This window comes from Clostridium vincentii, assembly GCF_002995745.1.
GTDB lineage: Bacteria > Bacillota > Clostridia > Clostridiales > Clostridiaceae > Clostridium > Clostridium vincentii.
Genome location: NZ_PVXQ01000019.1, coordinates 22,484 through 35,633, shown reverse-complemented (window position 1 = coordinate 35,633; position 13,150 = coordinate 22,484). Strand labels below are relative to the sequence as shown.

The following is a 13,150-nucleotide window of genomic DNA, read 5'->3' as shown; positions in this document are numbered from 1 at the left end:
TTAATGGGAAAGTTATTATCAAATTTATATAGCTTTAATCATAATATGGAGGGGTTTGTAATGAAAAAGATTATAGTAACAGTATTATTAGCGGCAGCTACATTTAACCTTGTAGCTTGTGGATCAGCAGGTAAAAGTAAAGGGGAAGATGCTACGATTTCGGTTCAGGTAGAAAAGGCATGGGTGCCTTACTATGAACAAGCTAGAGATAGGGTATTAGAGAAAAATCCAGATGCTACGATAAATTTTATAGAAACAGGGTCATTTGACCATTTAGATGTAATTGATGCAACAGACTCTACAAATGTAGATGTAGCAGATGTCTTTGCTATACCAGCAGATAGACTTTATAAATTATCAAATAATAATGTATTAGCAGCTATTGATGGTAAAACTATGGCTGATAATGTAGGAGGATTTGAAGATTATGATGCAGGACTAGGTGGAGCTTTTAAGAAAGATGATGAATACCTAGCATTTCCATACAATATTGAAACATTAGTAGCTTATGTAAATGTTGAAAATGCAAAGACATTAGGAATTGATACTACCAAGAAAATCGAATTTAATGACTTAGGATATGAATCAATGCTTGCATTAGTTCATGATGCATGGTCTGGAGTAGCATTTACTAACTCAGCAGGATTTGAATTATTGGCAAAAGATGCTGATGGAAAATTAATAACAGATGCAACTAAAGAATATAAAGATTTAACAGAGGATAATAAAAAATTATTTGAATCATTATTTAATTACTGGAAGAACCACAATGAAAATAAAACAGATTTATGGGATAAGGTTGCAGCAGGTGGTTACTTAGATGCTAAGTTTACTACTGGACAAGCAAATGCTATAAGGATAGATGGACCTTGGGCAGCGGCAGCATTATCAGAAAGAGTTGGAAGTGAAGAGAATTTGCAGGTATTACCACTTAACCAAATAACACTTAATGGTAACGAATTAAGTCACTGGAAAGGCGGTTGGGGATTAGCTGTAAATTCAAGAATAGAAGAAGATGAATCAAAAATGGATTTAGCAGCTTCTCTAATTGAAGAAATAGTAAATCCAACTTATGCACAAGATTTATTTAAAGCAACTGGGAAAATATTAGAGAATGTTGAACCATCAGCTTATGAAGGCATTGATACAATGAATAAAAAAGTTATAGATGCAACTTATGAATCATATGAAACTGCTGTAGCAAGACCATTATTTACTGAATGGGATAACGTATGGACAACTTGGCAGAACTCTGTATTATCATGGTCAAACACAAATCCTAAAAATGCAGAAGAAGCATATAACCAAGTAAAATCATCATTTGAAGCAATGATGGCAACCTTTAACAAATAACATGTAATATAAAAATATACTTTTACAATTTAAAAGGAGACATTGTCTCCTTTTAAAAAAATAAGGGGGAGCACATGAAAGAGAATATACAGATGACAAGGTCTATTTACTACTTAATAGTAGGGTTGTGTGCCACTATTATAATGTCAAATTCAATTGAAACAATTATAAAAGTAAAAGATAGTGGATTATTTGATTTATGGTTGTCAAATCCTAATTTAAATGTAGATAAGATAGGGCAAACAAAGGAACAACTCTATTCTATATATCTAAGCATGTGTTTATCAGTGTTTGTTATTAGAATTATAACCCCAATAGCTTTAGCGATTAATAGTTATTTTTCTTTTATAAAGTTACGAGTTAATAAGTTGTTTGTAAGTATATGGGTAGTGTTATTAATAGGATTATTTGCATTTACATCCCTAGGAGAAACATATTATTCAATATTTTTTATACTAAGTGGAGTATGTTATGTAAGTTTAGTTTTTGTATTATTGTATTTAGGAAGTGAAATTAGTAAGCAAAAAAATAAAAATATTAATAAAAGAACATAGCAGTGCGGGGGAGGGGAAATAATTGAAAAAAATAAATAAATATTTATATGATAATTTGGACCAAGAATATGAAAGAAAAAATTTGTATTTATCTGAAATATCAAATTTACAAGAAAAAATTGAAACTGCAAACAAGAATGAGAAGGTTCAGCTTCAAAATAAATTACAAGAATTAGTTAAAAATAAAGCAAATCATGAATACAATAAACAATTTGTAGAATTTAAGAATAAAGAAAAGATATTTTTAGCAGATTTAAATAAAGAATCAAAGAGAGTTAAGACTAATAGTAAGATTTCTACAAAAGGTGTAGAAGGATTAGAAGCCAGGCTTCAAAAAGCAAAAAAAATTATGAATTTCTATGAAGTATATATATCACTTACATATGATGCAAAGCTTGTATATGAACAATGTAGAATAGAAATAGAACAAATGCCGTCAATTATAAAATTTGTAAAGAAAGGTAAAGAAGAGTTAGATAATGCTCTTAATGCAAAATCGCAAATAAATGATATTGATGAAAAAATATTTAAAGATAAATTTATAGATTATAAGTTAAAAGAAAAAATAGAATTAAAAGATAATATTAAAACATTAAAAGAAAAGTATAAACATGGTTTAATTTCAACAAAGGCAAAAGAAGAATCCATTAAGGTAATGAAAATAAAATATAAAGAAAAGATATTAATGAAATCTTTTGAATCAAAGAAAAAATTCAATAATGAGATAATTAAAAATAAAAAATATGAGCTAACAAAAATATTAAAACAAAAAATTAATACTGTTAACATTAATATGGAAGATGTCAGAAGATTATATCCCGTGGAAGCAGAAAAGACAATTCCTTGGGCATCATATGCTACATTTTTAGTACCTGGTATTGGTCAATTACTAAATAAGCAGTATATAAAATCTATATTGATGTTTTTAGCAACAATATATATATATGTAATAACTATTCCCTATGCATTAGGGTTTGGGAACTATCAGGGAAGCGGAATTTCTGGACTTATAACTCTCGCAGAAAATGGAGGTAGGCTAGATAGATCTATTAACTTTATGATAGAGGGTATATTAGCAATTATTTTAGTCGTAATAGCTCTGCTATTATTGATTGCATCTATTAAAGATGTTAATAAGGTAGAAAGAGAAAAAATTAAAGGAATTAGAGTGAAATCTTGGTGTGAGACAAAACAAACAATATTAGAAGAGGGTTTTCCATATTTAGTATCATTACCAGCTTTAGTTATTATTGTTTTTATAGTATTTGTACCAATTATAACTACAGTATTAATATCATTTACAGGTATGGATCCTAATAGTCAAGCCAAATTTGGCTGGGAAGCATTAAAAAATTATACTATGATAATAACAGGTGAAGGGATGGCTGGAGCTGTATTCTGGAAAATATTAGGGTGGACAATTATATGGACTATAGCAGCTACTACATTAGGAATCGGATTAGGATTTGGATTAGCGCTACTTCTTAATAATGAAAGAATTAAAGGAAAAGTAATATTTAGATCTATTTATTTATTACCTTGGGCAGTACCAGCGTTTATTACAATCATTTTCTTTAGTATATTATCATCTCCAAATGGAGCGTTAACACAGATGTTACAACAATTTTTTGGAGAAGGATTCTCGATAAAAAATGATGCGTTTGTATCTAGAGTGGTATTAATTTGTATCCAAGGATGGCTTGGAAGTTCGTATGTATTTCTACTATCCACAGGCGTACTTCAGTCTATAAATAAAGATCTTTATGAAGCGGCAGATATTGATGGAGCTTCAAATGTTAAAAAGTTAATGAGGATTACTATACCGATGGTACTATTTCAAACAGCGCCTTTATTAGTAGGGCAATATACATTTAACTTTAACAACTTTTCAAATATATATCTATTTAATACAGGGGGACCATTTAATCCAGTTGAATACGGAAATTTTGCTGGAGAAACAGATATATTAATATCATATATATATAAATTAACTATTGACAATCAGTACCAAGCAATAGGTGCTGCTATTATAGTTATAATTTCTATAGCATTAATGATAATAGCCTATATAGGATTTAGAAATACTGATGCATTTAGAAAGGAGAAGTAGTTATGAATATATTTAAAAAGAAAAACGATAAATTATATTTATCAGATAAACCACCGCTTACACCTTTAGGGAAAGTAGGGCTTGCAATAACTTATATATTATTAATATTATGGTCCTTAATAATATTGTGGCCAATATCTAAAATAATAATATCATCCTTTAATGGGATTCAGGGAAATTATCTTATTCTTAATGAAGGATTTGAGTTTAGTTTAAAGCATTTTGAATATCTTTTAAATAATACATTGTATTTAAAATGGATGCAAAATACAATATTTATAAGTACATTAACAGCAATAATAACAGTTAGTGTTATATCATTTACTGGCTATGCTTATTCTAGGTATAGATTTAAAGGCAGAAGAATGTCTCTTATGATTATAATGTTAATACAAACTATACCAACATTTGCAGGTATTACAGCATATTTTACAATACATTCAATTGTAGCGCAATTTGTACCCGCTTTTTCTCGACAGATGATGTTAATCCTTATATATTCAGGAGGCGGAATAGCAGTTAATACATTTATATTGAAAGGATATCTGGATTCGATTTCAACTGAATTAGATGATGCAGCCAAAATAGATGGTTGCTCTAGTCTGAGAATATATAGACTTATTATAATGCCAATAGCAAAACCAATGATAGCAATTACAGCATTATGGTCATTTATAGGGCCGTTTTTGGATTTCTTATTGCCAAAGGTATTGCTAACTAGTCCTCAAGATTATACTTTAGCTGCAGGGCTATTTACATTAGTTAATGACCAACGTACTATGAATGAACCAGCATTTGCAGCCGGGGCACTTTTAACAGCTATACCAATAGTAATATTATTTTTAGCATTACAAAAACATTTAGTTTCAGGTCTTTCAAGTGGAGCAACAAAAGGATAGGAGGGAGTAACTATGAAGGTAATATTAAATAATATAGGAAAAAAATATGAAAGTAGAGAAGAATTTACTTTAAGAAATATAAACTTAGAAATTGAAGATAAGGATTTCTGTGTAATTCTTGGTCCTTCAGGTTGTGGTAAAACTACATTACTACGTATGATAGCGGGGCTTAATTCTATTACAGAAGGGGATTTAATATTTGGTACGAAAAGAGTAAATAAACTTGCTTCAAAAGATAGAGATATAGCTATGGTTTTTCAATCATATGCTTTATATCCTCACATGACTGTTTATGAAAATATGGCATTTTCTTTAAGTATGAGAAAAGAAAGAAAGGATATAATACAGGAACGTGTTACAGAAACAGCTAAATTATTACAAATAGAAGACTATTTGCATTGTAAGCCTTCAGATATATCAGGGGGACAAAGGCAGCGTGTTGCGTTAGGTAGAGCAATAGTTAGGAAATCAAAGGTTTTCCTAATGGACGAACCTTTATCAAATCTTGATGCAAAGCTACGTGAACACATGAGAGTTGAGCTAGTTAGAATACATAAGCAACTAGAAACTACAACTATATACGTTACTCATGATCAAGTAGAGGCTATGACAATGGCTACGAAGATAGTATTAATGAATGATGGAAAGGTACAGCAGGTAGGAAAGCCATATGAGTTTTATAATAAACCAGAAAATATGTTTGTAGCAAAATTCATTGGGTCTCCGACAATAAATATGATTAAAGGGAAAATTATTAATAATAAATTTACTTCAGATGATGGTTTAATTAATATCACACCAAATGAAGCAGATATAAAGGCTTTAATTAATTATAATAATAAAGATATTTATTTAGGGATACGTTCAGAAAGATTTATTAGTGGAAAAAATGCAGAACACTTTGAAAGTGTAGTAGATATAATAGAGGTATTAGGAAAGGATAAAACTTTATTTGTAAAATTGAAAAGTGGAAAAGATTTATTAATAACAGTTCCAGGTCATTTTAATTATGAAATTGGAGAAAGTCATATGTTTGGATTAGATTCTGAGGCTTTACATTTCTTCGATGCTGAAACACAACAAAGAATAAACTAAATTAAGGCATATTCAAAAGGATATAAGGTTAAGCTTATATTAAAAAAAGGGCATATAAATAAATTTGTTAGTACTATATAACTGGAAATTTTGTTTCCAGTTATATTTTTAGGGTCCTAGATTATATAATAAACGCCTCTATTCCTAGAGCTACACCGTCATTATGGACTGTGTCAGTTACCTTTTTAGCATAACTCTTAACTTCATCACTAGCATTACCCATAGCTATACCACATCCTACTGTAGACAGCATTTCTATGTCATTTGTCCCATCACCAAAGGCGTAACTATTTTCTATATCAATATTTAAATAGTCTAGTGCTTTTAAAATTCCAGTAGCTTTTGTATTTCTTTTAGAATAAAATTCAAAATGGTCTCTTTCTAAATCCTGAATACAATCATAATTAGAATTTGCTAAAGATAAACAATAGGAAACATCTTTTTTATTTTTGCACAACATTTCTATTTTATAAGTATCCACATTTTCAATGTCATAAACGCTTTCAATGTATTTTCTAGAAATGCTACAGCTATCAAAAAATGAATAAAGTTCTCTGCAGTTTTCTTTCATATAGGAATGCAATTTTCCCTGTAATATATATTGAAGGCTAAGTCTTTCAAAATTATTAACTAATTCCTTTACAAAATCTTTATTAATAGGGTCATTATAAATAAGCTTATCTTTAATGGTTACCTGTGATCCATTTGTAAGAACAAAACCATCAAATCCAAAATTCAATAAAGCTTCGCTCATAAATGCATAAGGCCTACCTGTTGCAATGAAAACATAATCTCCATTTGCTTGTAATTCACGAATTGACTTTTTAACTCTAGGGGTAATATCGGATATTCCATTTAAACAATCTAATAATGTTCCATCTACATCAAAGAATATTGCACGTTTCATAATTCTAACTCCTTTTATATTAACAATTAAATTATTCTAAATTAAAAGCTATACATTAGGTATAACTTTTTATAAATTGTTACCGTTTACTCTCATTTTAGGGTGGTTGTCTGTATTTGTCAATTGGTTTTAAGACATTATTATTGTAACAATATAAGGGCGATATAATTTACTTAGAAAAAAGAATAATATTTCATTCTAATGATGAAGCAAATGTAAATTAATGATATACTAAGTAAGTAATTGCAATTTAAAAATAGAAATATAAACATTTATAAAGGAGTGAATATTATGGATAATAATATACTATTAGAGTCAGGAACTGGAGAATTAGAAATAATTGAATTTATTATTAAAGATACTCATTATGCGATTAATGTAGTAAAGGTTAAAGAAGTAATGGAAATGCCTGAAAGTGGTATTACAAAATTACCAGATCCTAAGCCAGAAGTAGCAGGCCTTTTATTGTCTAGACAGGAAATACTTCCTTTAATAAATTTGAAATATATAGTAACAAAAAAAATAGAAAAAAACATTGGAGCTAAAATTATAATTTGTCAATTTAATAAAATCAAAGTTGCGTTTAGTATTGATGAGATAGTAGCAGTTCATAGAATTAAATGGAGTGATATAAGAAAACCAGATGATTTAGTAGAAGATTCACTATCAGTGGGAAACATACTTTTAGGTGATAAAATAGTAATTATGCTAGATTTTGAAAAGATAGTTACGGATATATCTCCTAGTTCTGGAATAAGTGAAGACAGACTTGTTAATATAGAATATAAAGATAGATCAAATGTGAAATTAATTTTAGCAGATGATTCCGCGTTAATTAGAAGGCTTTTAAATGATACTCTTATAAAAGCTGGATTCAAAAATTTAAGAATTTTTGATGACGGTAAACAGGCACTAGACTTTCTTAAAGGCGTAGTGAAAGAGAAAGGCCAGGATTTTACTGAAGATGTACAAATACTAATTACGGATATAGAAATGCCTCAAATGGATGGACTCACACTAACAAGGTGTGTAAAGGAAGATCCGATTTTAAAGAAGTTACCAGTAGTAATATTTTCATCATTAATTACGGATGAACTAAGACATAAAGGTGATTCTGTTAAGGCTGATGCACAATTAAGTAAGCCAGAAATAGAAGAGTTGGTTCAGGTTATAGATAAATTATTAAATCTAAAATAGATATTGCTAATAGGTAAAAAATTGTTTAATAGAATAGTGGTAATGTAAGGGGATATTATGAAAAAAAAGATAGTGTTTTTTGATATTGATGGAACCATGATGGATGTTCCAGCTGGAATGTGTAAACCGTTACCAAGTACTGTTAGGGCATTAGAACAGTTGAAGTTAAATGGACATTATTCAGTTGTAGCAACAGCAAGAGCTAAGATGCCAACTGCATTTTTAAAGTTAAATTTTGATGGGTTTATCTTCTGCAATGGACATTATATTGAGTTTCAAGATAAACTTATTTATGATGATTATTTTAAAGAAGGGCAAATTAAATATTTAATCGATCTATTTAATCAATATGAAGGGCAGTATATTTTCAGTGGACATTTTGGTACATGGTCGAGTGGTCTAACACATCCATTAGTAATTCGGCATAAAGAACTCTTTGCAGGGGCACCTGATGACATAAGTGATAAAATGGGTGATTGGAATATTAAAGATGTTCATGCAAATATTATTACAGCTTTGTTTAAAACAGAAAAACAATTATTTGATTGTAAAGAGCAGCTACCAAGTGATTGGGTAATAGATGCATATACGACTGGAAATATTCGTATGGATATTCATTTATCTGGTTATACAAAAGGGAAAGCCGTTAGATTCTTATCCGAAAAATTAGGAATAGATTTTGAGGATACATTCGCTTTTGGGGATGCATGTAATGATATTGAAATGATAAAGATGGTTAAATACGGAATTGCAATGGGCAATGGGACTAAAGAAATTAAAAAAATTGCATTTGATGTTACTGATGATGTTTCAAATGATGGAATATATAACGCATTGATAAAATATAAAGCAATTTAAAATTAAATTATATAGGGTAGATAATATATATAATCATAAAATACAATTAATGTAAAATGACGAAAGTTAAGCCACCTTAAAATTAATTTTTAAGGTGGCTTAATTTTTAATTACAATGCAACTTTTTTGTATCCTAGGAATGAAATGAAACCTGTAAAAACAAATGTAAATATAAATCCTAGAACAATTTTGAATCCAACAGTTGTAGATAAATATCCTGCAGAATTACTTGTTATGATAATAAGTAATATATGAGCTAAGGCTATTGATAGAATTATTCCATAATATAGTACAACTTCCTCAATAATAATTTTTAAAATTTCCATATTTGTATAGCCTAGCAATTTAAGTTGAATAAAATTTTCTCTCCTACCTGATGATTCTGCCAAAAACTTATAAACTGTAGTTAAACTCAGAACTACAACTGAAACAATAAAACAAGTAAGAGAAATAAGATTTAATACACTTCCAGATTCATAAGTACATGAAAGTGCTATGGTAAGGGTAGCAGTGATAATTAAAGTTAAAATTAATGCGACAGATTTTTGTATAGATCGGTATAAATTACTAATAGAAATAATTCTGATTTTATTAGTATTTAACCGTTTAGTTCTATATTTATACAATAAATCAGGAATAAAATACCTTACTATTCCTTGGGTTCCATAGCTGGCTAAGATTATAACAAGTAGTAATAATTTTATTTTATCTTTAGCAATAATAGGAAGAAAAAATACAACTATAGGTAATAAGAATACAATAACATAAACCTTTGAGTTTACTTTTAAATTTCTTTTATCAGAGATAAAAGGGACACTTTTATAATTCATTAATTCAGTAATGTTTTTAGTATAGATGGAACCTGTATTAATTAATGTGACCGCCGTGAATTGCACACATAATAGTAAAAAAGTAGTGGCAAGACCTATAGAGGATAAAAAACTAGGGTTTCCATAGAAATTTAATATAGAATACATTCTTGCAGTTATTAAAGGAGAAGTTATTACCCCTAGAGCACAGCCTAAAAAAATAGATATGCCACTGCTAAAAAAGCTTCTAAGGAGCATTATGCCACCAATTTCATATACAGATTTTCCTGTTAGGGCTATTACACCATATTCAGTCATTTTTTCTTCAATATAATAGGAATTTGCAAAGAACATAAGTAAGCTAGCTACAGCTTGTATAATAAAACCAAGTAAACCCATAATAGTATAGTCTAAACCTTTCTGTTCGAAAATATTAGGGTTAAAGATTACATTAAAGGTATTAAATGTTAATGCAATAGAAAATATTACAGCAAGAATATAAAAGAAACTTTTTTTGAAATCTCTTAAAAAAGTTATACGAACATATCTTAATATCCCCATAAAGTACCTCCTATAGTATATCTAATAGATTTTGAGATTCTCCAGAAGTAACATCAACAATCTTATAGAAAAATTCTTTTTGTGTAGATGAATCTTTTTCAAGGATTTCGGCTACTTTACCGTCTCTAATGAAAATAAGTTTTTTAGAATAACTAGCGATCATATTATCATGGGTAACCATAAGGATTGTAGTGCCATTTTTTTCATTTAAATTCTGCAACATTTTTAAAAACTCATGGGAATTTTTAGTATCTAAGTTTCCTGTAGGTTCATCAGCTACTATTATTTGAGGATTAGTAACTAGAGCTCTTGCACATGAAACTCTTTGCCTTTGTCCTCCTGAACACTGACTAGGATATTTTTTTAAGATTTCAGTGATATTTAATGTTTCAGCTATTTCACTTGTACGCTCTTCAATTTCTTTTCTTGGAACAGCCGCTAGAATAAGAGGCAATGCAATATTTTCTTTAACTGTTAGTGTATTTACTAAGTTAAAGTCTTGAAATATAAAACCAAGATTTTTATATCTGAAGTTACTCATTTCTTTTTCACCCATAGAGAGCAAGTTTTTCCCTTTAAACTTTACGGCTCCACTTGTAGGGGTATCAATAGTTGACAAGTTATTTATTAAGGTAGATTTACCAGAACCAGAAGGACCCATAATACAAACAAAATCTCCAGTTTCAATTTTAACTGTAACATCATTAAGAGCAGTAAATTTATCTTTATAATCACCATATTCTTTAACTAGATGCTCTCCAGATAAAATAATATTAGCTGATGACTCAGGGGATATATCTTCATGATTTTCAGCAATAGCATCCTTCTCGAAGAATAACCCTAAGGATAAATTCTTTTGGATAAAATCCATATCATTAACAGGTATTTTGATAGTACAGCCTATGAATAAATTAGGGGCTATAATACTTTTCTTTTCTGCAAAGACAATAAAATGTTTTAATGAACAAAGTGCATATCCATCTTTAATTTTATAATAGATATTCTTTGTAATCGTTTTTGCATTTGAGTAAAAAAAACTGCTTTTTTCCTCATTGTAAAAATATAAATTCCCAATATTACTAATGAACAATTTCCTTCTTTGAAGTAACTTTTCACCTCTATTTTCAATAGCTACTTCAATGGGTTCTGCTAATTCATAAATCACATTTTCATCTTCGGCCATAAATTTAGTAAATCTTGAATCAACGCTTAATATAATAATCATCTCCTATAAATACCTTATGTTACTGTAATTATAAAATGAATAAAAAATAAGAGTGTATCCTAAAGTAAGGTAGACACTCTTATTTTGCATATATTATTCTCCTAGATATGCCTTCTTTATGCTATCATCGTTAAGAAGGTCGTTAGCATCACCAGATTGAACTATTGTACCAGTTTCAAGTACATAAGCTCTGTTAGCAATGGTGAGGGCCATATTGGCATTCTGCTCAACTAAAAGTATAGTTGTGCCCGTCTTGTTGATTTCTACGATTGTTTCAAAAATATCTTTTACAACTAAAGGTGCTAGACCCATAGATGGCTCATCTAGAATAAGCATTTCTGGTCTATTCATCAAAGCTCTACCTATGGCAAGCATTTGTTGTTCACCACCGGATAATGTACCTGATTGTTGTTTTTCTCTTTCCTTTAATCTTGGAAATTTAGAAAAGACCATTTCCATATCTTTCTTTATTTCAGCTTTATCTTTTCTTAAGTAAGCACCTAATTCTAAATTTTCCCTAACTGTTAAAGCGGCGAAAACTCTTCTTCCTTCAGGTACATGAGAAAGACCTAAGGAAACTATTTTATGTGCTGGAATTTTATTTAATGATGAATTTTTAAACGTAATAGTACCTGATTTTATTGGTTGCAGTCCAGAGATAGCCCTAAGAGTTGAAGTTTTACCAGCCCCATTAGCGCCTATTAAAGTTACTATTTCACCTTGATTTACTTCAAGAGAAATATCCTTTAATGCATGAATTACACCATAATATAAATTAATATTATCTAATTTTAGCATTTTTTATGCCCCCTCTCCAAGATAGGCTTCAATTACCTTAGGATTGTTCTTAATCTGAATCGGAGTCCCCTCAGCTATTTTTTTTCCATAATCAAGAACTGCTATTTTATCACAGATTCCCATAACTAGCTTCATGTCATGCTCTATTAACAAAATAGATATATGGAATTCTTCTTTAATCCAATTTATAAGAGACATAAGATCAACTGTTTCTTGCGGGTTCATTCCAGCAGCAGGTTCATCTAGCAATAATAAGGATGGTTTAGCCGCTAGTGCTCTTACTATTTCAAGTTTTCTTTGCTCTCCATAAGGAAGATTTTTAGCTAACGAATCCTTTTTACTATCTAGTGAGAAGACTTTTAATAATTCAATACTCCTATTTGTGATATCTTCTTCTTCTTTCTTAAATCTAGGAGTTCTAACAATAGAATCAATTAAAGAATATTTCACTCTATAATTAAAACTTATCTTTACATTATCAAGAACAGTAAGATTGGAAAAAAGTCTTATATTCTGAAAGGTTCGTGCTATTTTCTTTTTGGTTATATTATAAGGCTTAAGCCCGTTAATGGTTTCACCTAGGTAAGAAATTTTACCATCAGTTGGGTTATAGACACCAGTTAACATATTAAAAACAGTAGTCTTACCAGCTCCATTAGGTCCAATTAAGCCAACGATTTCTCCAGCATTTACAGTAAGGTCAAGACCAGAAACTGCCTTTAAGCCACCAAATTCAATCGATAAATTTTCAACATTCAACATATGATTAAGCCTCCTTTCAATT

12 protein-coding genes are annotated in these 13,150 nt (G+C 29.5%); 7 read left to right on the top strand and 5 right to left on the bottom strand.

Going from position 1 to position 13,150, the window contains the following annotated elements; all coding sequences use genetic code 11:
- The first annotated feature begins 60 nt into the window (after positions 1-60).
- The 5 genes from CLVI_RS09735 to CLVI_RS09715 all read left to right on the top strand — a co-directional run bounded on the left by CLVI_RS09735 (position 61) and on the right by CLVI_RS09715 (position 6,011).
- Positions 61-1,353: a sugar ABC transporter substrate-binding protein gene (locus CLVI_RS09735; protein WP_106059935.1), complete on the top strand. Its 1,293-nt coding sequence runs from the start codon at positions 61-63 to the stop codon at positions 1,351-1,353.
- A gap of 74 nt (positions 1,354-1,427) precedes the next feature.
- Positions 1,428-1,907, top strand: a complete 480-nt coding sequence (locus CLVI_RS09730; RefSeq protein ID WP_106059934.1) for a hypothetical protein — start codon at positions 1,428-1,430, stop codon at positions 1,905-1,907.
- 22 nt (positions 1,908-1,929) lie between these two features.
- Positions 1,930-4,017 (top strand): ABC transporter permease subunit, encoded by a 2,088-nt coding sequence (locus tag CLVI_RS09725; RefSeq protein ID WP_207655354.1) that lies wholly within the window; start codon positions 1,930-1,932, stop codon positions 4,015-4,017.
- Between the two features lie 2 nt (positions 4,018-4,019).
- The gene (locus tag CLVI_RS09720; RefSeq protein WP_207655353.1) at positions 4,020-4,916 is read left to right on the top strand and encodes a sugar ABC transporter permease; all 897 of its coding nucleotides are present in this window, start codon (positions 4,020-4,022) and stop codon (positions 4,914-4,916) included.
- A 12-nt stretch (positions 4,917-4,928) separates the two neighbouring features.
- Positions 4,929-6,011 carry an ABC transporter ATP-binding protein gene (locus tag CLVI_RS09715; RefSeq protein ID WP_106059933.1) on the top strand — a complete coding sequence of 361 codons (1,083 nt, stop codon included), beginning with the start codon at positions 4,929-4,931 and terminating at the stop codon, positions 6,009-6,011.
- 121 nt (positions 6,012-6,132) lie between these two features.
- Here CLVI_RS09715 and CLVI_RS09710 read toward each other — a convergent pair whose 3' ends face one another.
- A complete protein-coding gene (locus CLVI_RS09710) occupies positions 6,133-6,918 on the bottom strand; it encodes an HAD family hydrolase (protein ID WP_106059932.1) in 786 nt (261 codons plus the stop codon).
- 291 nt (positions 6,919-7,209) lie between these two features.
- On the opposite strand from CLVI_RS09710, the gene CLVI_RS09705 reads away from it, so the two are divergent.
- Positions 7,210-8,115, top strand: coding sequence for a chemotaxis protein (locus CLVI_RS09705; RefSeq protein WP_106059931.1), 906 nt, complete (start codon positions 7,210-7,212; stop codon positions 8,113-8,115).
- A 57-nt stretch (positions 8,116-8,172) separates the two neighbouring features.
- A complete protein-coding gene (locus CLVI_RS09700) occupies positions 8,173-8,973 on the top strand; it encodes a Cof-type HAD-IIB family hydrolase (protein ID WP_106059930.1) in 801 nt (266 codons plus the stop codon).
- Between the two features lie 110 nt (positions 8,974-9,083).
- Here the strand turns inward: CLVI_RS09700 and CLVI_RS09695 are convergent, their stop codons facing one another.
- The 4 genes from CLVI_RS09695 to CLVI_RS09680 all read right to left on the bottom strand — a co-directional run bounded on the left by CLVI_RS09695 (position 9,084) and on the right by CLVI_RS09680 (position 13,128).
- On the bottom strand, positions 9,084-10,343 hold the full coding sequence (locus CLVI_RS09695) for an FtsX-like permease family protein (protein WP_106059929.1): 1,260 nt from the start codon (positions 10,341-10,343) through the stop codon (positions 9,084-9,086).
- A gap of 10 nt (positions 10,344-10,353) precedes the next feature.
- Positions 10,354-11,115 carry an ABC transporter ATP-binding protein gene (locus tag CLVI_RS09690; protein WP_242980641.1) on the bottom strand — a complete coding sequence of 254 codons (762 nt, stop codon included), beginning with the start codon at positions 11,113-11,115 and terminating at the stop codon, positions 10,354-10,356.
- Between the two features lie 546 nt (positions 11,116-11,661).
- On the bottom strand, positions 11,662-12,366 hold the full coding sequence (locus tag CLVI_RS09685) for an ABC transporter ATP-binding protein (RefSeq protein WP_106059928.1): 705 nt from the start codon (positions 12,364-12,366) through the stop codon (positions 11,662-11,664).
- A gap of 3 nt (positions 12,367-12,369) precedes the next feature.
- Positions 12,370-13,128, bottom strand: a complete 759-nt coding sequence (locus tag CLVI_RS09680; protein ID WP_106059927.1) for an ABC transporter ATP-binding protein — start codon at positions 13,126-13,128, stop codon at positions 12,370-12,372.
- Between the last annotated feature and the right edge of the window lie 22 nt (positions 13,129-13,150).